General features: G+C 40.6%; 19 protein-coding genes. 8 read left to right on the top strand and 11 right to left on the bottom strand.

The window, feature by feature from the left end:
- The first annotated feature begins 211 nt into the window (after positions 1–211).
- The 4 genes from HB912_RS00635 (at position 212) to HB912_RS00650 (ending at position 4,807) form a co-directional block, all read left to right on the top strand.
- Complete coding sequence (locus HB912_RS00635) at positions 212–826, top strand: cyclic nucleotide-binding domain-containing protein (RefSeq protein WP_185371754.1); 615 nt, start codon at positions 212–214, stop codon at positions 824–826.
- A gap of 226 nt (positions 827–1,052) precedes the next feature.
- On the top strand, positions 1,053–3,017 hold the full coding sequence (locus HB912_RS00640; RefSeq protein WP_185371755.1) for a lectin-like domain-containing protein: 1,965 nt from the start codon (positions 1,053–1,055) through the stop codon (positions 3,015–3,017).
- Positions 3,018–3,053: 36 nt separating this feature from the next.
- Positions 3,054–3,716, top strand: coding sequence for a WxL domain-containing protein (locus tag HB912_RS00645; RefSeq protein ID WP_185371756.1), 663 nt, complete (start codon positions 3,054–3,056; stop codon positions 3,714–3,716).
- A gap of 14 nt (positions 3,717–3,730) precedes the next feature.
- Positions 3,731–4,807, top strand: a complete 1,077-nt coding sequence (locus HB912_RS00650; protein ID WP_185371757.1) for a WxL protein peptidoglycan domain-containing protein — start codon at positions 3,731–3,733, stop codon at positions 4,805–4,807.
- Between the two features lie 93 nt (positions 4,808–4,900).
- Here HB912_RS00650 and HB912_RS00655 read toward each other — a convergent pair whose 3' ends face one another.
- The 7 genes from HB912_RS00655 to HB912_RS00685 all read right to left on the bottom strand — a co-directional run bounded on the left by HB912_RS00655 (position 4,901) and on the right by HB912_RS00685 (position 12,197).
- Positions 4,901–6,223, bottom strand: coding sequence for an APC family permease (locus tag HB912_RS00655; protein WP_036072402.1), 1,323 nt, complete (start codon positions 6,221–6,223; stop codon positions 4,901–4,903).
- A gap of 77 nt (positions 6,224–6,300) precedes the next feature.
- Complete coding sequence (locus HB912_RS00660; protein WP_185371758.1) at positions 6,301–7,266, bottom strand: L-threonine 3-dehydrogenase; 966 nt, start codon at positions 7,264–7,266, stop codon at positions 6,301–6,303.
- A gap of 57 nt (positions 7,267–7,323) precedes the next feature.
- On the bottom strand, positions 7,324–8,517 hold the full coding sequence (locus tag HB912_RS00665) for a glycine C-acetyltransferase (RefSeq protein WP_185371759.1): 1,194 nt from the start codon (positions 8,515–8,517) through the stop codon (positions 7,324–7,326).
- A gap of 35 nt (positions 8,518–8,552) precedes the next feature.
- Positions 8,553–10,643, bottom strand: coding sequence for a PRD domain-containing protein (locus tag HB912_RS00670; RefSeq protein WP_185371760.1), 2,091 nt, complete (start codon positions 10,641–10,643; stop codon positions 8,553–8,555).
- A 345-nt stretch (positions 10,644–10,988) separates the two neighbouring features.
- Positions 10,989–11,504: a ClbS/DfsB family four-helix bundle protein gene (locus HB912_RS00675; RefSeq protein ID WP_185371761.1), complete on the bottom strand. Its 516-nt coding sequence runs from the start codon at positions 11,502–11,504 to the stop codon at positions 10,989–10,991.
- A 50-nt stretch (positions 11,505–11,554) separates the two neighbouring features.
- Positions 11,555–11,953: a VOC family protein gene (locus tag HB912_RS00680; protein WP_185371762.1), complete on the bottom strand. Its 399-nt coding sequence runs from the start codon at positions 11,951–11,953 to the stop codon at positions 11,555–11,557.
- A 64-nt stretch (positions 11,954–12,017) separates the two neighbouring features.
- Positions 12,018–12,197, bottom strand: a complete 180-nt coding sequence (locus tag HB912_RS00685) for a hypothetical protein (RefSeq protein ID WP_036072408.1) — start codon at positions 12,195–12,197, stop codon at positions 12,018–12,020.
- A gap of 272 nt (positions 12,198–12,469) precedes the next feature.
- On the opposite strand from HB912_RS00685, the gene licT reads away from it, so the two are divergent.
- The 3 genes from licT (at position 12,470) to HB912_RS00700 (ending at position 15,440) form a co-directional block, all read left to right on the top strand.
- Complete coding sequence (gene licT / locus HB912_RS00690; RefSeq protein ID WP_185371763.1) at positions 12,470–13,309, top strand: BglG family transcription antiterminator LicT; 840 nt, start codon at positions 12,470–12,472, stop codon at positions 13,307–13,309.
- A 480-nt stretch (positions 13,310–13,789) separates the two neighbouring features.
- Positions 13,790–14,845, top strand: coding sequence for a linear amide C-N hydrolase (locus HB912_RS00695; RefSeq protein ID WP_280529503.1), 1,056 nt, complete (start codon positions 13,790–13,792; stop codon positions 14,843–14,845).
- Between the two features lie 319 nt (positions 14,846–15,164).
- Positions 15,165–15,440 (top strand): hypothetical protein, encoded by a 276-nt coding sequence (locus HB912_RS00700; protein WP_185371765.1) that lies wholly within the window; start codon positions 15,165–15,167, stop codon positions 15,438–15,440.
- A gap of 158 nt (positions 15,441–15,598) precedes the next feature.
- Here HB912_RS00700 and HB912_RS00705 read toward each other — a convergent pair whose 3' ends face one another.
- The 4 genes from HB912_RS00705 to HB912_RS00720 all read right to left on the bottom strand — a co-directional run bounded on the left by HB912_RS00705 (position 15,599) and on the right by HB912_RS00720 (position 20,803).
- Positions 15,599–16,786: an amidohydrolase gene (locus HB912_RS00705; RefSeq protein WP_185371766.1), complete on the bottom strand. Its 1,188-nt coding sequence runs from the start codon at positions 16,784–16,786 to the stop codon at positions 15,599–15,601.
- Between the two features lie 12 nt (positions 16,787–16,798).
- On the bottom strand, positions 16,799–18,208 hold the full coding sequence (locus HB912_RS00710; protein WP_185371767.1) for an MFS transporter: 1,410 nt from the start codon (positions 18,206–18,208) through the stop codon (positions 16,799–16,801).
- Positions 18,208–19,395, bottom strand: a complete 1,188-nt coding sequence (locus HB912_RS00715; RefSeq protein ID WP_185372815.1) for a M20 family metallopeptidase — start codon at positions 19,393–19,395, stop codon at positions 18,208–18,210. Before HB912_RS00715 ends, HB912_RS00710 begins: the two co-directional genes overlap by 1 nt.
- A 253-nt stretch (positions 19,396–19,648) precedes the next feature.
- A complete protein-coding gene (locus HB912_RS00720) occupies positions 19,649–20,803 on the bottom strand; it encodes an ROK family protein (RefSeq protein ID WP_185371768.1) in 1,155 nt (384 codons plus the stop codon).
- A 365-nt stretch (positions 20,804–21,168) separates the two neighbouring features.
- On the opposite strand from HB912_RS00720, the gene HB912_RS00725 reads away from it, so the two are divergent.
- Positions 21,169–22,638 carry a glycoside-pentoside-hexuronide (GPH):cation symporter gene (locus HB912_RS00725; RefSeq protein WP_221635589.1) on the top strand — a complete coding sequence of 490 codons (1,470 nt, stop codon included), beginning with the start codon at positions 21,169–21,171 and terminating at the stop codon, positions 22,636–22,638.
- Positions 22,639–22,655 lie beyond the last annotated feature (17 nt).

Here is a 22,655-nt window from a genome sequence, read left to right on the forward strand (position 1 = left end):
AAGATAGCCTTTAAAGAAAAAATTTCGAATAAGCTCATTAGCTCGTTGTAAAGACTCATTTCTTGATTAAATTTTACATAAATTATATATAGGAGTCATTTGAAAAACATAGAAAACTGTCAAAATGACAAAGAAAACTTGACGATCTGGAAAGAAAAAAGACTTCTAAAACGCATATTTTGAGAGAAGTAGAACGAGGCGGGTTAAGAAAATGAATGAATTAAAAAAGAAATTTTTTCCTTGTTTTATGGACCATCAGGACTTTTTGAGTTATGCGAAGTTAGTTTATTTATCAAAAAATGAAAGGTTTAATCCGTGCCAAGATAGGCTTTATTTAATTGATGAAGGCGTTTTTTACTGGGAGTTTTCCGCGAAGCAATACCATGCCTTTATCAGTGAAGGGGACTATTTTGGGTTTAATTCCGAAGAAAGGAAGTCCTATAAACCGGTAACCGATGCTGTACTTTGGGAAATTCCGCTTAGCTTTATTCATGATAATTGCCCAGTGAGTGTATTAACAGAAATCACTTACCGAGACACAGCGCGCTATGAGAGATGGCAGGGGCTTGCGGAAAAAAGAAAACGAGTGACACAGGAAGGCATATGGTGTCTAGCCTTAAGAATGCAGCAAACTCGGCAACAAAGAGAGGCATTTGATGATCACGATTTTTTTCAATTATTTAGTGAGACTTCGCTTACAGATAAGGAGAAAGAAAAGTTTCTTTTATATTTGATTAACCAATATATCGTCTTAAAGGCGGAACAAATTTATATTTTGTCTTATGTGAATTTAAGTGAGCACATAGAGGAAATGCTAGGATTTTAATGTGCTAATGGCAGTGCCAGATGGACAGAAGTCCAAAAGGAAGGAGCGTGAAAGAGAAGCAAATCAAGTAAAAATGACTTGAAAATTCTATAAAAAGTGCATGGATGATATAAAAATTTACATTAACTATATATTAGTCTGATAAAAAAATTATGTAAATGTGTAAAAATAAGGATCGTGGTCAAAATACCATGTTGAAATGATTAAGGTTGGAGGAGGTGTAAAAGTGAAACAAGTTTGGCTACTTTTTTTATTTGCTTTTTTAACCTTTATGGAAACGCCAATTCTAGCTTGGGCAAGTGAAGAGCAACCTCCGGATGGAATAAAGTTGCAATCCGTTTTTAAGATACCACAAGGAGCAGATAGCTCAGTAATAGAAGCGGAGAACCAAGACATTGCTGAAATTACGGCGAATAAGAAAAATCAAGCGGGGGCTATTTGGAATTTAGATAGTTATAAGATGGATCTTACGAAGGATTTTAAGATGTCAATGTATCTTTATTTTGGGAACAAAGGAACGTTAGCTGCGGATGGTGCGGCTTTTGTGATGCAGGCAGATAAGGAACAAAATAATGCTTTTCGAGCAGGTGAAAGCAGGCGTTTAGGTGTTTGGGATTCAAGTCAATATAATGAATTTGGTCTTGCGATCGGTCATTCTTTTGCGGTGGAATTTGATACATATTATGATCGCAATTTTGACAGTATGCTTGCTAAAGGACGTAATCATATTGCTTGGGGCTATCCGGATCAAAGGGAGACCTATAAGGATGAATGGTCACTGCTTGGTTCACAGCGCTCCCTCCTTCACGGGGAACCGATTTTTCCAAATGGTGATTATTTATCGGATGGAAAGTGGCATTTGTTTACAGTGAAGTGGGATGCGAAAATGGCACAGCTTACGTATAAATTTGATAAATTGCGAGAGATTCATGTGCCGATTGATGTCGCGCAGACGTTTGGAACGAATCAAGTATACTGGGGGTTCACAGGAGCAACGGGGTCACAGTTTTCGGAAAGTAAAGTGGTTTTTGAGGAATTACCTGGGCGACTTGAGGGAAAAACAGCTGAGCATATTTTTGATTGGTGGTCGAAAAAGTCGGTGAAGAAAGAGGATGTCTATGCTGGACAGATGTTGACATATGAACTGGATACTACTTATTTAACGGGGCAGGAAGAGTGGAAAAATGTGGTACTCAAAAAGCGACTGGATAAGAATGTGGATTATGTCGCAGGATCTCTTCGGATGGTAAACGAGAATGGGGAAGAAAGTGGACTAAATGAAAGTTATTTCGAAGGGAAGCTGTTACAAGTTCCATTAGGTGATTTTGAGCAAGGTGGGGCTAGTAAAAAGATTCGATTTGAAGTACGTACGCATCAAGTTGCGGAAGATTATACAGTAACAGAGGAGGCCGCATCAGTTGGCGAAAATCTAATTACTCATTCTAGCCCAATCACTTATACACTTAAAAGCAATGTGGCTCCTGTTGTCGAGTTACGAAGTTCTGGTGGTGTTGTGGGGGTTGAAAATTTGAGTGTTGAAAAGACGCGACTGCTAGGAAGTTGGATAGATCCTGATAGCGATTGGGTGAATATCTACTATCAAATTAGTGGTCGTAAGTCACAAAAAATCAAACAGCAAGACAATAATCCCAAAAATGTTAACCATAATTTTAGCATTGATGTGGACGCGGAAAACTTGAAGCCAGGTGTTTATCAAGTAACTGTCTATGCCGTAGATCGGGAAGGTTCGAAGTCGAATGTCGATAAGCTCAATCTAGTTGTCCAAGGGTCGTTGAAATTTGCGGAACTACCTGATTTTGAATTTGAGCTAAGCGAGATCCCGGTGGACAAAACGATGATGATTCATGCCGCCTTTACGCAGAAAATGGCGATTTTGGATACGCGCGGGGAAGGCAGTAGCTGGAATTTAAAGGCGCGTCTTAAGGAGCCGCTTATTTCTAAGGAAGGGCATTATCTTGATCAGCTTTACTATTTAGATGAAACAGGTGCCGCACGTCGGCTGGAGCAAGAGGATTTGATACAAATTCGCGCAGGGAAAACTGCGGAAGAGCCGCTTCAAATTCTTAACTGGAGTGAAAAAACAGGACTTGGCATTAAACTAAGTCCGGCCAATTATATCGGAGAATACAGCGGGACGGTTGAGTGGGTACTTGAAGACACACCGGCGTAACTAGCTGAGAAAATAAAAAGAAAAGAGGAACCCAAAATGAAAAAAGAAAAATTAGGAGTAGCAGTATTTAGTGTATTAGCGGTGCTTTCACTTGGCATGCAGACGGCTGTCGCAGCTGGAGATACGGCAACATCACAAGTAGAGGTGAAGCTGCAACCAGGGAAAACTGAAAAACCAGTAGATCCGATCGTTCCAAATGAAGACCCTAATGAACCTTCTGGAGAAACGGGGAATGTGGGCTTGTTGACAATTGATAATGTGACCCCGTTTGAATTTGGCCTGCATGATTTGACGGAAGAAACGGAAACCTTTTCTATTACAACAAAGCACCCCAATGTACAAGTTTCTGACCGTCGTGGTGAAGGACAAGGTTGGGCGCTTCAAGTTGGATTATCTACTTTTTCGGATGCGAAAGAAAAAGATAAGGTGTTAAAAGGCGCTGAACTTGTAATTCCAGAAGGACAGCTTCAAACGACTGCTGGAAATGTTTCAAAAAAACCGGAAGAATTTGTGGTGAAGCTTGAGGCAGACGGGAAAAGTACGGCTACTTTGATGCAAGCGGATCCGGACTCTGGGATGGGCTCTTGGGCAGATGTGCTAAACAGCAAGGAGATTAAACTTTCGGTGCCTGCGGGCAACTATTCAGGTGAATATAGCGCGACTTTAAGCTTTAGTCTTGTTGATGCGCCAACAAAATAGGAAGGGCGAACAAGGTGGCAATTAGTCTTTTTAGATTAATTGCCATTTTAAGTAGAAAGGAAATGAAGATGGATATAAATCGGGTTTTAAGTAGTGTGATTATCGGGATTGTTATTTTTTTAGGTGCTGCAGGAAGTGTGCAGGCAAGCGATATGAATTATAGTGTGCAAGCGAATATTCCAGCAAATCAGTTGGATAAAACGAAGACGTATTTTGACTTGCGGATGAAGCCTCGGGAAAAGGAGACGATTTCGCTGACACTTAAAAACAAGTCGGGAGAAGTGGCAACCATTTTGGTGGAGCCAAACCGGGCAACAACCAATCGAAATGGGGTTATCAATTACGCCGCATCAAATGAAAAGCGAGACAATTCGCTCGAGGTAGATTTTGAACAATTGATTTCTAGCAAAAAGGAAGTAAAGTTAGCGCCAAATGAAGAGAAAAAGGTGGATTTTACGTTGCAAATGCCAAAAAGGCCGTTTTCTGGAATGGTTTTGGGTGGTTTTTATGTACACAAAAAGGAAGCGAATACCACTAGGGCAGGGGCGAAAGAGGTACAGGTGAAAAATGATTTTTCTTACGTGATTGGAGTGAAGCTAACGGAATCGGATGAACCAGTTGTGCCCGATTTGCGGTTGAATGAAGTGAAACCTGGTCTTGAGAATTATCGGACGATGGTTTCAGCTAATATCCAAAATACTTCGGCAACCATTGTTTCAAATTTGCACATAGAAGCGGAAGTTTTTAGGCAAGGAGAGGAAAAGGCGATTCATCATGTGAAACGTGATAATCAAGCGATGGCACCGAATTCCAATTATGATTTTATCATTCCTTGGGACAAGGCAAAGCTAGCTTCTGGCAAGTATTTGCTGAAATTAAAAGCAGATGATGGTGCGGGGCATAAGTGGGATTTTCGGAAAGGCCTTCTGATCCGAGAGAAAGACCGGGCGCTAAATGAGGAGGCTCTTTTACTTCCAAAGGAGCGACATTCGGTTTTAAAAAGCAGTTTGATCGTTGGCGGACTTTTTGTTGGAATGATTAGCATTTTGACGTTTTTCGTAATCAGAAGTCGAAAGAAAAGCGAAAGCTGAAAATGAGAAATGGTATCTGAAAAAAGCAGGAATCCAGAAGTGATAACTTCGGATTTCTGCTTTTTTGGTTGAAACAGTAGTTATGTTTACTTTTTATTCATTAATATGTCCCTTATTCTTCTTATAGAAATAAATAGGAAGACCGATAGCAGTGAGGAGGAGCCCAATGCCGGCATTTAAGGGTTGTGTGAACAGCGTGTTTACGACGATGAAAATCCCACCAAGAATCGCAATAATCGGAATAACTGGATAGAAAGGTACTTTGTATGGCCGAACGAGACCGGGTTCGCGTTTTCTCAAAATAAAGACCGCAAAGAAAATCATCGTATAGAAAATCCAAATAACAAAAATCAGCATGTCGGTTAACTGATTAAATTGACCAGAGAAAATCATGATGATCGAGATGAGTAAAATGACAATCCCGCTGTTATAAGGAACGGCTGTTTTTCCAAGTTTGCGAAACCAGCCGCTAAATGGTAGCTGATTTTGTAAAGCCATCGCATATGGAATTCGAATTCCTGTCATGGTATAACCGTTGATGGTTCCAAAAACAGAAATCAAAATCCCAATTGTAATTAGTTTTCCGCCGATGGATCCGAAAATCAAGTTTGCCGCATCTGCTGCTGGTGTTGCTGTCGCTGCAAGGGCTGCTGCTGGCATCACCATTAAATAAGCAATATTGATTAGTAAGTAAACGACCATAACGCTCGTAAGCCCAATAACAATCGCTTTTGGCAAGTCTTTTTTCGGGTTTTTCATTTCGCCCGCAATATTCCCAACGTGAATCCAACCGTCATAAGCGAACATCGTAGCTACAAGACCCGAACCAAGACTCGTGAGAAACGGATGATCCTCAACGCTCATCGGAAATAACCGAAACGCAACATCGCCCTGATGGAATAACCCAAAAATAATAATAAGTGCTAAAGGAACGAGTTTACAAATCGTTGTGACTGCTTGGAAAGAACCCGCAATTTTGGCTCCGAGAAAATTCATGAGCATAATGAATACGGCTGCTGCTATCGCAACGGGAATGATAATGCTGTCGCTTGTACCAAATAAATTAGCTACCTGTGTTGCAAAAATAATGGATAGGGCAGCAATATTTGCCGGAAAATAAATGACCGTCTGCGCCCAACCTAGCATGTAGGAGGCAAGCTTCCCATAGGTTTTGCGGAGATAGACAACCATTCCGCCAGTTTCAGGAATTGCTGCCGATAACTCTGCTGCTGTCAAACCGCCACAAATGGTGATCACACCGCCGAGAATCCAAGCAAGAAGCCCAAGCCCAGCCGTTCCAGTTGCAGAAAATACGGCTTCTGGTTTGAAAAATACCCCTGACCCAATTACGGTTCCGACAACAACAGTAAGCGCCGTGAAAAAGCCAATCTCTTTTTTTAGTTTTTGTTGTTCCATAAATTCCCCTAACTGACTGAGAAAGCAAATCGGTTTTACTTTCCCAGCTCATTTTTTATGCTGTAAGCAAAACGTATTTAATTTGCCATACTAGTATTTTGCATTTTTTTGGACAATTTTTCAAGCATATCCTGTGTCATGCGGTCAAGATCGTATTTAGGAGCAAATCCCCATTCGTTTTTTGCACAAGTGACGTCAAGTGAATCGGGCCAAGAATCCGCTATTTTTTGGCGAACAGGATCCACATCATAGCCAAGCGTAAAGTCAGGCATCACTTTTTTAATCGATGCTGCAACTTGCTCAGGATCCACACTCATTGCTGTGATGTTAAAGGCATTGCGGTGAACTAGGCGACTTGGGTCAGCTTCAAGCAACTGAACAATCGCATCAATTGCATCTGGCATGTACATCATATCCATGAAAGTCCCTTTTCCGATAAAGGAATCATAATGTCCTTTTTTGAGTGCTTCATAATAAATATCTACGGCATAATCGGTTGTTCCGCCACCAGGAAGAGTTTTGTAAGAAATAAGACCTGGGAAGCGCACACCACGTGTGTCAACGCCGAATTTTGTATAGTAATAATCACAAAGAAGTTCCCCCGCTACTTTTGTTACTCCATACATAGTTGTTGGTCGTTGCAACGTATCTTGTGGCGTGTTTTCACTTGGTGTTCCTGGGCCAAATGAGCCAATTGAGCTCGGTGTGAAAAATTTCAAATTGAGTTCGCGAGCCACTTCAAGTGCATTCATAAGACCTCCCATATTAAGATCCCAAGCAAGTTGAGGTTTTGCTTCCGCAACCGCTGAAAGAAGAGCTGCCAAATGGATTAAAGTGTCTACTTCATATTTTTTAGCTAAATCTTGCATTTTTTGTTTATCGGTGACATCTAAAATTTCAAAGATTCCTTCATTGCAAACAGGGCTATCAATCTTACGAATATCTGTCGCAACCACATTGTCTGTTCCATAATCTTCACGCAAGCGAGTAGTCAATTCTGAACCAATTTGTCCAAGGCATCCTGTAATTAAAATCTTCTTCATTCAAATTCCCTCCAAGTTTTAACTTCCTTTTTTTGACTAGCTTTATTTGTGCTTTAATCAGCTGATTACACCAAGTTCTTTTCCAACTTTTTCATAAATCGCGAGAACTTGATCAAGCATTTCTTTCGTATGCGCTGCTGTTGGCATGTTACGTACACGACCTGTTCCTTTTGGCACCGTAGGGAAGACGATCGATTTTGCATAAACACCTTCTTCAAGCAAGCGGCGCGAGAATTTTTGCGTCAAGTTTTCATCACCAATGATACATGGCGTGATCGGTGTTTCTGAGTGACCAATATCAAATCCTAGCTCTTTTAAGCCAGCTTTCAAATAAGTTCCATTTTCCCATAGTTTATCAATCGTTCCAGGTTCTTTTTCCATCAAATCAAACGCAGTGATACAAGCTGCTGCTGAGCCAGGCGTAAGCGATGTGGAGAATAAAAACGGGCGAGCGCGAACTTTTAACCAGTCGATGAGTTCTCTAGAGCCTGCAACGTATCCACCGACAACCCCAATTGCTTTTGAAAGAGTCCCAATTTGGAAGTCGATTTTGTCCGATAATCCGAAATGTTTCACGGTTCCAGCACCACCGCCCATAACGCCAGAGCCGTGTGCGTCATCAATATAAGTAATGAGTCCAAATTCTTGGGCGATTTCAACGATTTCTGGAATTTTCGCCACATCACCATCCATTGAGAAGACGCCGTCACTGATATACATGACTTTTTCATATTCGCCACTTTCTGTCGCTTGTTTGGCAAGTTCGCGCAAGTGATCCATATCTTGATGGCGTGCCCGGATGACTTTAGCACCTGAGAGTCGACAGCCGTCAATGATCGAAGCATGATTTAATTCATCTGAGATAATCGCATCCTTTTTCGTCATTACTGCCGAAATTGCTCCCATGTTACAGTTGAATCCAGATTGGAATGCGATGGCAGCTTCGGTATGTTTGAATTCCGCGATGCGTTTTTCAAGCTCATCATGAATTGTCATCGTTCCGTTAATCGTACGTACAGCACCAGCACCAACGCCAAATTCTTCTGTCGCTTCTACACAACTTTTCTTAAGACGAGCATCATTTGAAAAACCTAGGTAGTTGTTAGAAGATAAATTGATGAGCTGTTTACCATTAATTTCGATTTCTGCGCCATTTGGACCTTGCAAAGAATCAATTTCGTTATACAATCCTTGTTCGCGAAGCGCTTTCAAATTTGGTTCTAAAAAATCATGTAATGTTGAACTTGTCATTTTTAAAATTCCTCCTGTTTATTTAAAAATATTCTTTATGAAAAGAAGTTTTGCGTCTTTTTTTGTTCCAGAAATTCGCGCAGACTAACAGCAAAGAACGCCTCTAAATTTTTCTTACCACCAGATTCAGCTAGAGGTACGAGGCTATCGTCTTCTGTTAGCATATTCAGCAAATACGTAATGATTTCAAGCTCCGCCGCATTAAGTTCATAAGGTAAAACAAAAATCATCACAAGTGAAACCCCGGATTTGACTTCTCCGTCCATCTGAAAATCAATGGAATGAGCCAGCTTGAAAGCGAAAAGAGCCGCCCGGTCAACATTTTCATTCACAACAAAAATCCCCGTATTCATACCTGCAGAAATCATTTTCCGATTCGACTCAAGCGAATTTAGTTTTCCAAAAAGTCTTGCTCCGTCAATGCTTTCATTTAGCTCAGCGATACGCCCGCTTAATTTTCGAAGGTTGTCTTCTGCGTTTCGTGTCATAGCACTTTCCTGCTCAATGACAATGGATTCAAGAAACGAAAGGACGAGCAGAGAGTAATTATGTATACGTTTAAGTTCCGCGATGGTACCCGTTAGACTCGTATCAAATAAGTGATTTTGAACCGCTTGTGTGTTTTTTTCAGCACTTACTTTTTGCTCCAGTTTCGCTTCGATTTTTGCGATTTCCTCGTCAGAAATGAAAATGCTAATCCATTCATAGTCCATAGAAAAATCGCTTAATTCCGTTGTAGAAAGAATGATGTCATATTTTTCGAAATCCGTTTCTTTCGTAAGCTCAAGTGGCGTGACAAATTTCATTTTTTGGAGTTTCGGCAGCCGTTTTTTAAACTTAGCCCGAATCCAAGTGGTGACACCGTTACTTCTTGAAGTTACAACGAGCGCGCTATAAGGACGTAAATTTTCAGCCTGTAAAATCGCGGCTTCAAAGTGTAAAACGATAAAACCACTTTCTTCTTCTGGTAAAGCAGGAAACGGGTAGAGTTCAGACGCAATTTTGTGCACCGAATCAAACAACTCGCCAAATTCGGAGCGAATCAAACTGAGGAGCGGGTTGTTTGGTGGCAGATTCTTTTTCAGCCGCACAAGCGAGTATTGAATATGCTCAGAAAGCCCTAGCAAAAGTGGCATTTCAGCAAGTGGGAGCCCTAGTTCACGCGTTACACGTGAAATCAATTTTTTAGCAATCCGAATAGCTTGAACCTTTTCGTTACGATAGAAAACCGCTTCTCCCGTGTGAATTTCCGATTCGAGAATTTGCATGGTCAATTCCGTTTTTTCCGTTTCAGGAATGGAAAATTCTGGAAGAGTATCTTGCAAAATTCGCTCGGCAATATCATATTCTGGATAGTCTTGGATAAAAATGGGTTGATCCTCTTTTTCAGCGGCAAACTGACCAAGTTCCATTTGCTTAACAGCAATCAGTAGATAAAGCAGTAAATGCAGATAAGAATCTTCTTGAATTTCGTAAGGTAGCTTTTTCATCCAACGTGTCAAGACATAATCCGTTTGCTTCAGCGAGTCAAAATTGATGAAAGCGCTTAAAAAATTAAATTCTTCTGGTGACGCGACAGATAGATCAGGATGACTGAAATAGTGCTGCAATTTAATTTTAGGAATCAACTGGAAAATTAATTCACGAATGAGTTCTCGTTTTATTGTAATCGAGGCCTCAAGTACCATGCCAATCCCGCGACGTCGTTTAATTCGCAATTTGCCATGCCACTCTTCTTCAATATGCGAAAGATCACTACTTACAGTGGACACCGTAACGCCAAGTTCGTAGGCAAGCGAAACAAGTTTAACGGGTTCTGTTTTCTTAAGCAAAATTTGAAGCAACTGCTGTTTGCGCTCAAAAGGTGTAAACTCATGTTTCCCGTTTTGAAGCAATGTCCGAAGAATGGTTTCACGGTTTTCATCGGCACCAGTTACAGATAAACGACTTCCTTTTTTGTTGAGCACAAGTTCAAATTGAGCCAAAGTTTGGCGAACCTCTTCCAAATCACGGCGAACAGTTCGCTCGCTGACATTTAGCCAGTGGGCAAGCTCCGAAACACTCAAATCCTGTTTTTTAGAAAGTAATTTCTCAAGAATAATGCGTGCTCTTGCGGACAAATACATCAGGTTTCTTCCTTTCCAAAAACGCCGGTCATTCTGCCATTTACAAGAACTGCTGGTGTAGACTTGGCTGCTTTATTCTACATCTATATCTTATGACCGCGCTAATTAATAAGCAATATAAACAAATTGTCAATTTGTCCAAAAAAGTTCAATTGAAATGGACAAAATCATGTGAACGATAGAAAAAATCGGAAGGAATCATGGAGAGAGTCTTAGAGGGAGAATCCATTTGCCATTTATATTTTGGCATGTTTGTGAAAAATGAATACTGACTGTTCTCTAAGTATACCGAAGAAAGCTCCAATCGTGAATTAATACCCATCCAAAAAAGAACTTGCGCGACCGTCAAGACAGTCGCGCAAGTTCCCGTTTATACTTTTTAATTTTCTTAATCGCCCAGTCATAGTGGCTGGAAGTGCTAGAAATGAAATACGATCCAAGGGACGTAGTGTTTGTCCAAGGATAGTAACGCTTCGTAAACAATTCCTCATCCGTATGAGCGCGGATCAATTCCATCATTCGAAGATGACTTTCCTTAAGCAACCGCTCGGCACATTCCAAATCCGTATCTTGATAGGCTTTCCAAATTTCAAAATTAAGAGCAGGAAGCGTTTTAAAAGTGTAGCCTTCTCTCGGGATGGCTGGCTTTTCCCCGCTCATGCCTATCTTATACCAGGTTTCCATCATATTGTGCCATTCGTGTAAATGGATGAAGACATCACGAATGTTGCGGTCGCGGTCTTCAAATGGAAAGGTTCCCTGTTTCGCATCTGCGCTAAGCGTTTCGATCTCTTTAAAAAGGCGATCAACCTGTTTCTTGCTCGCATCCAGTAATTCGGTTTTAGTTGCAGGTCGAACCATTCTTATCAGCTCCTTATAAAGTTAGTATAAAGGCTGACACGGTGTAAGAGTCAAATTTTTGGCATATACACGATTTCAAATAAGTGGCCATTAGGATCGTAAAAACTCTTGCTTATCATCTCGCCTTCGTTCATTTCCATGCCTCGTTCCGCTCCAGCTGCAATGGCTTTTTCATAGAGCTCATCAACTTCTTGTTTGGAACTCGTGGCTAAAGCAGTGATAACAGATGTTTCAGTATCAAATGAGCCAATTGGCTTTTTCGTAAATTGTTTCATAAATTCGGTTGTAAGTAGCATGATGAATAAATGATCACCGAGCACCATACAAGTAGCATTTTCATCAGTGTATTCGGGATTGAATTCAAAACCAAGTTCTGTAAAAAAAGCAATAGATTCGTCGAGATCATTTACGGGCAGATTAACAAAGATACTATCAAAACGTCTTGCCATACTATTCTCCTCCAATTTTAAAGCCCCGGGTCAATCTTTTACGAAAGGCTCCGGGGCAGTTGATTTAGTCTAATATTCTTCTGTGAAAATGCGGTTTTGCTTCTTGTTGCTGTTTTTGTTTCATTTGATTTTGCTCGGCATGCGGGTCATCTCGCTCATTTTGCTTAGCAATATCTTTAATGTCTGGCTGCTGCTTCTTTTCCTTTGAGAGATCCTTCAAGTTGGGTTTTAAGTCATCTTTCACGTTAAAATCCTCCTTAAAATAACGAACTAGTCTTGATATACCCGAAGGGAAAAGAACGAAACCAAAAAAGAAAAAACACTTCTGAAAAAGGGAATAAAAGCGATGAGAACGAGCTTGCAAACGGTTTCTCCGTATACTATAATAAAGAAAGATAATGAAAAAGGATTGTTACTGTTCGGCAGGCAAAACCTGGGTTAATTTAAGAACTGTTTTTGGTGTGCAGTGATTAAATTGATTAAGGTTTTTTTCTTTTGAAAGGAGGAGGAAACTGTATGAAAATCAAGAAGGTGCTGAATAATAATGTGGTGTGGGCAGAAAATGAACATGCAAAAGAGATTGTTGTGATGGGCCGAGGGATAGCCTTTCAAAAGAAAGTCGGGGATGAGGTTGATGAAGCAAAAATTGAAAAAACATTTATAATGCGATCAAATGAAATGTCAGAGCAGTTAATGGAATTACTAAATGAAATTTCTCCGAAAACCTTCCGTGTTGCGGATGATATTATTCAATATGCAAAAGAAACTTTGGATGCTGAACTGAGTGATAATATTTATATTACACTGACCGATCACATTAACTTTGCAGTTTCTCGGCATAGACAAGGCCTGGATATGAAAAATGCATTATTATTTGAAATAAAACGATTTTATCATAAGGAATATTGTATTGGCTTAAAGGCACTTGGAATGATTCAAGAGGAATTAGGTGTGCTTCTTGGAGAGGATGAGGCCGGTTTTATGGCGCTTCATATTGTGAATGCTAGACAAGACGGTCAACAAATGCGGACAACGTTTGAGATGACAAGGATCGTACAGGATATTCTAAATATCGTGACATATCACTACGGTATGGTTCTTGACGAAACGTCTTTAAACTACACACGTTTTGTTACTCATTTACAATATTTTGCACAGCGGATGTTGACCGATGAAATCAAAGAGTCTGGAGACGATTTTTTGTATGAACAAGTTCGAGTGAAGTATCCAGAAGCGTTTCGCTGTATGCTTAAAATCGATCAATATTTAAAGAGTACGCACCAAGCTGAATTAACACGTGATGAGCAAGTGTATTTAACTATCCATATTTACCGGGTAACGGAGGAAGCTAGGTAAGGTGCATGACGAAATAGATAGGTAAACGAATGAAGCTGAGCGATGATGGAACGAAATCGTCATCGCTAAGAATTTTTTAAAAGTGTTTTTTTATTAGATTAGTTTTCTAGATAAAAGTCGGAATAATCTAACTTTAATGATTTGTAAAATGCTAAACTTTGAGATGAGCTAGGTTTCGTAAGGGGGCTCATTAAGTTAAATACTTAGAGGATTGGCGCTTTATTTTTTCAGAAATTAAATGGGGAGGGAACGATTTAAGTTTCATGCTCGCGCACGTCAAATTGAAAATCATCAAAAGGACATGGCAAATTTAGTAAAAATCTAATGGAGGTGTGGTGCTGGATAGGAGCCCATTTTTCACTATTTATACAATATATACGCAATTATAATACAATATCAATACAATATTAAATGATTATGTGATACAATGAACAAATCAATCTTAATTAGATTGATAACAAAATAGAGAGGAAGATGGAGATGTGCACAAGTATTACTTTACAATCTAAAGAGGGGAATATGTACTGGTCTAGAACCCTAGATGAGACATTTGAGGAAACGGTTGAAGTTAAAATGTTTCCAAAAAATTACCCTGTACAAGGAAAGGAGGAAACCTTTACAAGTAAATTTAGCTTTATGGGTGTAGGCGTATCGTTTTCGAATGCCTTAGCTGATGGCATAAATGAAGAGGGGCTTGTTGGCGGATTATTAGTATTAAAAGAAGCAAGCTGGGCTGCAAGAGATGAAATTCTAGCAGAGGGTAAAAAGCCAATGTATGGCGAAGAAATAGTGACTTGGATTTTAAGTCAGTGCGGTACAGTAGATGAAATTGAAGAAGCCGTTAAGGAGATTGTATTAGTAGACGAGGATTATGTGGAAGGAGCTCATTTCCCTTTACATTATTGTTTCACAGATCGCAATCAGGAACACGTTGTTCTTCAACCAACTGAAAAAGGTCGCTTTAAAGTTTATCGAAATGCGATTGGAATACTAACCAATAGTCCAGAATATCATTTTCATATTAGTAATTTAAGAAATTATATGCATTTGTCTGGATACGACCGCAATGAACCAAATGAAATTCGTGGAGAAATCGTCAAACAAATTGGTTCAGGTTCAGGTCTATTAGGACTACCAGGGGACTATACTTCTCCAAGTCGCTTTGTCAAAGCTGCTTATTTAAGTGAGTTTGTAGATAAGCCATCAGATAGTGAAGCGATAATGACCCTATACCGTGTGGCAAGATCTGTTGCCATTGCACCTGGTTGGGAAAAAATTGATGAAACGGGAGAAAGTGATCGAAACATTTACTGGTCTGGATACGATCAAAATGAACGGGCGATCTACATTCAACCGGCTCGAACAAATACGTTTTCCAAAGTAACGTTAGATCCTTCTAAAACTACTCCTACAAGTTATGAGGTATCTTACAATCCTTCTATTTTTGAAAGTGCAGAGCGTGTACCAAATGCTCACACGATTGAAATAGAACGTGAAAAATTTGGAAAAGATATTTCAAACAAAGTTTTTAACTAATTTCTAGTAAGAAATAAAATAAATAAATGAACCGCCTCTAAAAGAACTGGATTTTTGGTCTATTCTTTTGGAGGCGGTTTGCAGTTACATCAATAAATTTTGGTTAAACAAAGAAAAAGGACTAATCATTAGCTGATAAAGTTATGATTCGACATATCAAATGAATAAGCAATTAAGGAGCAAGTGAGAGGCCGATATGAGATGAGAATGAACTGATTTATTATAAGCAAATCCATGCATTTAATAAGTCTCATTTTAGCGTATCTTTTAAAAGAGTAAGGGTATACTTGTTGTGTAAATAGATATTGGAGATGTAGAAATGAGACCATTACAAGAACTTGATTACCAGACTCTTATTTATCTTTACGAAAAAAATATTGAATTAGATAAGGGCTTTTTAACTGCCCGTTATCCTAGTTTATATCATTTACATCAATATGGATTTTTAACGGTTATCTATAATGAAAAATGGATTCCTTACTCTGTTATACTCACAAAGAAGGCGCTAGCTTTTTTAGGGGAAAGAAGGAGATATCGTTGCTACTACAAATGGCGTATAACGAGGAATTGTTTAAATGAAAAAGACAAACTTTAGAAACTAAGAAAGATTTTTAACGGATTTATAGAAATCAGAAGCCAATTGATGTCCCGAAAAGAAATGAAAAAAGAACCATGTCATATATACATGGTTCTCACAAGAATTTCACTTATAAAGTCGTAAAATGATTAAAATTTGGAACGTTTTGGTGTAACTTAAGCAAATAAATCAGCAAGCGCCACATCCGCAACAGATTTTGCTGCAACGAGGAGGGCTTCTTCATCAATATCGAACTTCGGATGGTGATTGAAGTAAGGATTTTCGACGCTTTTAGGAGCGGCACCAACGTAGAAGAATGAGCCCGGAATTTTTTCAAGATAGTAAGCAAAATCTTCAGATCCAGAAAGTTGTGGGAACTCGCTAACCGACGTTAGATAATCACCGATTCCTTTTTGCTCAAGCGTTTCAGCAATTTGCATGGTGATTTTTTCATCGTTGTAAAGTGGTGGATAGTCACGAGTAAGTTCAAGCTCGCAAGTCACACCAAATTCTGCTTCGATGCCTTTTACGATTTCACGAATGCGTTCGTCGAGTTTATCTGCCACTTCGTTTGTCATGTAGCGCATATCGCCTTCAAGCGTCACGTGATCTTTAATGACGTTAAATTGCCCCGCACCGTCGAACGAACCAATCGTCACAACTCCCATATCAAAAGGATTTAATGAGCGAGAAACGATAGTTTGGACGGCGTTCACAAAATGGGCACCAGCAACGATGGCGTCATTTGCCATATGTGGTGACGAGCCGTGACCACCTTTCCCTTGGATACGCAACTTGAAGTAGCTTCGGCCGGCCATTGCGTAGCCGGGATGGTAAGCCACTTCACCTGCTTTCTTGAATGGAAAGAAGTGAATGCCATAAATGTGTTCCACATCATCTAGCAAGCCGGACTCTACCATGCTTTTTGCCCCACCAGGAGGAAGCTCTTCAGCATGTTGATGAATAATTTTAATCGTGCCTTTTAGTTCATCTTTCAGTTCAATCAGGCAATCCGCAAGTACAAGTAAGTAAGCCGTATGCCCATCATGACCGCAAGCGTGCATCACGCCTTTTTCGGATGAAGTAAAGGGAAGGCCTGTTTCTTCTTCGATCGGAAGCGCATCAAAATCGGCGCGAAGACCAATTGTTTTGCCGGGTTTAGCACCTTCGATGGTGACGATAATGCCGTGGCCATTTCCGACTTCTTGATCAATTTTAACTGGCTTTCCTTGATAGAAATCAAGGACGAACTGAGCGGTTTTTTCTTCTTGAAAAGACAGTTCGGGATGATTGTGGAGATGGCGTCTGATTTTGATCATTTCATCTTGGCGCTCATCTAGCATTTTCATTAATTTTTCACGCATTCGAGACAACTCCTATTCGTTAGTTTGCACAGTTTGGATAGCTTTTTTGGTTTGTGGCGTCATGAAGATAACGGCAAGCAGGGAAAGGACGCAGAAAGCTACGTTCGTAAGTAAGCCAACCATTGCTGCGACTTCGATATTTCCACTTGCTGCGATAACGCCGTACACAGTGGCAGAAATCGCAACGCCGAAAGATCCACCAAGTGAGCTTGCCATTTTGTAGATTCCTGATGCTACACCGACTTTATCTTCTGGCGAGTTGGATACGGCTGTATCGGTTGAAGGCGTTGCATAGATGCCAAGTCCTAGACCGAAGAAAGCATATCCGATGAAGACAAAGATCAAGTAAATCAAATTAGGCAAGAAGGTCATGGCCATGAGTGCAATCCCGATCGCCGTGATGAGGGAGCCAAAAATCATCGGTTTTCTTGCTCCAATTTTTTGTAATAGTTTTTCACCGACACGAATCATTGCAAGCACGCAGACTACATAGCCGAGCGTGAGCAAACCTGATTGGAAGGCGGTAAAGCCGCGCCCTACTTGGACATAAGTGTTTGCAACAACGAGTGTTCCGGCTGCTGCATTTAGCAAGAAGTTGGAAAGTGTTGCCCCGCTATAAGCCATGTTTTTGAAGAGGCTGAATTCGATAAAGCCATTTGTTTGGCGTAGTTCAATGCGGAAGAAGAAAAAGGCACTGATTAGGAAGACAAGGATCATAATGATTGTTGTTGGACTTGTCCAACCAAATGTTGATCCACGTGTAATGACAAGGTTCAAACAAACCATTGCGATGACAAAGGTAACAAGACCCCAAGTATCAAAACGGCCTTTACTTCCTGTTTGCGCTACTTTGCTTTCTGGTGTGCCTTTAATAAGAAGCATGCCGAGAAGTGCGATGATGATCGAAATGATGAAAATCCAGCGCCAACCCATGTAAGTGGCGATGGCACCACCAACGAAGGAACAGAATCCAGAGCCACCCCAAGAACCGATCGACCAGTAGCTTAAAGCACGTTGGCGGTCTTTCCCGTCAAAGTAAGTTTTCATAAGCGAAAGGGTTGCCGGCATGATGCAGGCAGCAGAAAGTCCTTGGATAACACGACCAATGATGAGAAGTGTGGCTCCATGAGCAAGGACAATGAGTAGTGAGCCAAAAATACTTAAAACAAGTCCGATATAAGTGAGTTTCATTCGACCAAATTTATCAGCCAGTCCGCCAGCAACAACGATAAAGATTCCAGAGAAGAGGGCGGTAAGGCTAATTGCGATATTGAGCAAATCGGATGAAATCCCGATGTCACTTTGAATGGCGGGGACAATATTTACCATCGACTGTGCGAACAGCCAGAAGGTTAGAACCCCAAATACGATTCCGATAATCAGTCGGTTTGTTCCTTTATAAGTGGTTTGTTCTTGTTGCATTAGTTTGCACTTCCTTTCAAGTATTCAGAAACCACTGCGCCCATTGATTTAGCAGCAATTAGCAAGCAGTCTTCGTTAATGTCAAATTTTGGATGGTGATGGGGATAAAAGACTCCGTTTGCAGGTTTTGCGCCCACGTAGAAGAAACAGCTTGGTACTTTTTCAGCATAGTAAGCAAAATCTTCGGATGGAGGTTGTGGTTCGCAACGTGTCACTTCAGTTACTTCTTTAATATCTGCATCTTTTAATGTTTGGGAAACAAAATCGGTCAATTTTTCGTCGTTCATAAGGACGGGATAGTCATTTTGATAGTCAAGGTCGTAAGTGATGCCAAACATGGCTTTAATGCCATCAAGAATACGTGTAATCTCCGTTTGAATAAGTTTACGTGTTTCTTCTGTCATGGCACGAACATCGCCTTCAAGAGTTACGTGATCTTTTATGACATTAAATTGACCTTTTCCATCAAAAGAGCCAATTGTAATTGTCCCAACACTGAATGGGTCCAAACGCCGACTGATGACCGTTTGAACAGCAGTTACAAAATAGCTTGCTGCAACGATGGCATCATTTGCCATGTGAGGGGACGAGCCGTGTCCGCCTTTTCCGTGGATGGTCACATTGAAATAGGAACGACCGGTTTGGATGGCACCTTCACGGTAGAAAACGCCGCCTGTATCCATGGGACTCATCACGTGAATGCCGATAGCATTGTCGACGCCGTCTAAAGCGCCATCTTTAATCATTTGAAGTGCTCCGCCTGGAGGAACTTCTTCGGCAGGTTGGTGTAATACTTTGATTTTGCCTGTGAATTGATCTTTTAATTCAATTAAAGTTTCTGCGAGGATAAGCATGTAAGCTGTGTGACCATCATGGCCGCAAGCATGCATCACGCCTTCGTTTTGCGAAGCGAAAGGAAGGCCTGTTTCTTCTTTAATGGGAAGCGCGTCAAAGTCGGCGCGAATAGCGAGAGTTTTCCCAGGTTTCCCGCTATCGATTGTGACTACTACGCCGTTTCCGCCAGTAAAGGTTTGAACGTCGCAATCTTTGTCGCGGTAGAAGTCAACGATGTATTGTTTGGTGTTTGTTTCATGGAAGGATAATTCTGGGTGTTCGTGTAAATGACGTCGAATGCTCACGATGCGATCCTTTTTGTCGTCTAAACGTTTGAAAAGTTCTTCTTTCATGTCGTTCATGTTTTTTTCCTCCTATAATAATGAATAATCTATAATGACATTCTTATTATAGCCAGTTTGAACGGCCGGATAGGGGCGTTTTTTGTGTTGTTTGGGGACTTTTTTTGTTTTAAGTTTGTGATTGGATTTACGAAGGTTGAAATTCAGGGGTGGATTTTTGACATTAAAATGAAAGTAGACAAAAATGAAAATGCGAACAAAGAAAAAGCCAAAAAGACGAATGCCTTTTTGGCTTTTATAAGAGTTATTCGACAAGCTTCAGCCGTTCGATATTCAAATACTTCTGTGCGGTGAAGGCGAGCGCCCCGTAAAGCGTGGAATTCTCGCCAAGGGAAGTGTTTTTGATGATGACATCGGCAGCGAGACGGTTAGCGACACGTTCTTTAATGAAATCAATCGTAATCGGGATTTTTCTTGTAATCGAGCTGTTGATTACAACGATTTCTGGCGCATACATCATAATGATATTATTAATGCCTACACTTAGAATATCAGAATATTTTTGGAGCAGAGCTAAAGTTTCCGGATCTTTTTCTTCATAATAACGAACAAGCACATCTGAATTGACTTTTTCAAGTCCTTTTAATTCGCGAAGTTCACTGTAGATCACTTCATTCGCTCCGTAGCGTTCTAAGCAGCCACTATTTCCGCAAGGACAAGCCTTACCGTGTGGTTGAAAAATGGTATGCCCGATTTCGCCTGCTTTCCCATCTTTTCCGAGATGCAACTTACCGGCTTCAACAATCCCAGCCCCAATTCCGCTGTGCATGCTGATTGCGATCAGTTTTTCGTATTCTGATGAAAACGTGTATTCACCGAGTGCTGATAAATTGGCTTCGTTCTCGATGTAAATCGGAAAGGCGTATCGCGCGCCGAGCTCAGTAAATAAATCCAGTTGGTCAAGATCGTAGTAGGGCGTGAAAATAATTTCTTCATTCGACACTTGCCCGTGAATCGCAAGCGTCATTCCAACAATGCCATGTGGAGTTTCTGGAAGATCTGCCGTTAAATTGCGCACCGTTTCTTCTATAACAGAAATCGCATTTTCTGAGGAAATCAGTTTGTCTTTTTGGCTAATACTTTTAATAATCGTACCATCGATATACGCTAAAGCAGCTTCGATGTAGTTGTAGCCAATGTCGAGTGCGAGCAGTAAGGACGATTTTTTATTGAAAGATAACATGATCGGCTTTCTTCCACCAACGTTCGAGGAGTCACCGATGCGTGTTTCGAAAATTAGATCAATATCCATGAGCTTTTTCGTGATTGACGAAACGGAAGCCTTGTTTAGTTTGGATAGCTCGGATAGTTTTGCTCTCGAAATTTCTTTGTTTTGAATAATAAAATTTAATATTTTCGCTTCGTTTTGTTCACGAATGGTGTATTTACTGGAAATCATAAGGCGGCTCCTTTCGCTTTTGTCTATAATCATAGCATATATTTTTTGAAAGCGGTTGACAATTATTTTAGAATCTTTTATATTAGTTCTTGTAAGTTAGTTTATCGTACAAATAAACCTAAGTCAACTTTGAATGGAAGGAAGTGAAGGTCTAGCCCAGTTCAGATGGAAACAAAAATTAATTGTAAAGTTTCGCTTGAATTGAAAACGCTATCACTATAAAAGACTTTAAGAGTTTTGATTGAAAATAAATTAGGAAGTTTTATGAAAGCGTTGCCTTTATCAAGCAACATGCATTCGTACAATAGTCATTTGCGGGTTCTAGCAAAAAAATCTTATTGATAAAACAGAAATGAGGGAGCAAAGTGGAGCAAAATCTAGATCAAAAAAATGTGGCTGGCGGGGCAATCAGCACACTGGCAAAAACGGTCAGAGCGAATCAAGTGCCTTGGAAAGAGCGAATTGCATATGCAATGAGTGACTTTGGCTGTAATACAGTTTTTCAAATTTTAGGAACGTATTTTCTTGTATTCTGTACGGATACACTTGGCGTTGCGGCAGCAGCGACTGCTGGACTTTTCGCGTTAACAGCCATCATCGATTCAGTTGACGGCATTTTTTGGGGACAACTGATCGACCGGACGCACACTAAATGGGGAAAATCGCGGCCGTACTGGCTTTGGTTCACGATTCCATTTGCCATTTTTTGTGTCATGGCTTTTTCAGCTCCAAGCTTTATTATGGGCAGCGAAACAGCGAAGATTGTATGGATTTATATCGCGTATATTGGCGCGAAAGTTCTTTATTCGGCTATTAATATTCCCGTTACTTCAATTTTACCAGCACTCACCTCTAATCCTAAAGAGCGTGTGACACTTTCAACGATTCGTCAATTTTTTGGAAACTTTGGGTCGGCGCTATTCTTGCCGTTAACCCTTCCCGCTGTTATTTTCTTTGGCGGATTGATGGGCGATGGCGCGAGTGGTTCGAAATCAGCTTCTGGTTGGACGATTTGGGCGATTATCCTCGGCGTTATTACGATTATTGCGATGTTTACTGCGTTTTTTGGAACGAAAGAACGCGTTGTAACGCGAGACTCGAAACGTTCAGTTCCCATGCGAGAAAGCGTGAAAGCCATCAAAGGAAACTATCCGTGGTTTATCATTATTTTCATCAACTTTGTTTTCTGGGGAGCTTTTGCGATTCGCTCAAGCGCGCTTCCTTATTACTTCAAATATAATCTAGGCCAAGAAGCGCTCGGCTCGCTTACACTTCTCGGAACTACGCTTCAACTGGCTACAACCGCGCTTGTTCCGTTTTTTGTCGGCAAAATCGGGAAACGCAACACGATGATGATCGGAATGATTGGAACGATCGTATCCCAACTTTTACTATTTTTCTCTGAACAAATGGGCGGGAATGTGCCGGTTATTTTAACAGCCGTCGTTTTCTTCTACCTAAGCCAAGGTTTGATCGGAGCACTAATTGCCGTCATGCTCTCGGACGCAGTGGATTTTGGAGAATGGAAAAATGGCATTCGTGCTGAAGGTTTTGTTACCTCTTTCTCTTCTTTTTCCGCGAAACTGGGGATGGGACTTGGTTCGATGCTTCTCTCTGCAGTACTTGCCATGGGTCACTACATCGAATCGACGGGCGCAAACGCAACGAGCCAGCCAGATACAGCTCTAAACGCGATTTCGCTTGGCTTCATCTGGATTCCACTGATTGGCTACATTCTATCCGCGATTGCCCTTTACTTCAATAACTTGGATAAATTTGAAGACCAAATGGCATCCGAACTTGACGAAAAACATGCTCGTGAACTATCCGAGTAAAATAAATCATAAAGGAG

This window comes from Listeria aquatica, assembly GCF_014223975.1.
In the GTDB taxonomy this organism is placed as follows: Bacteria; Bacillota; Bacilli; order Lactobacillales; family Listeriaceae; genus Listeria; species Listeria aquatica.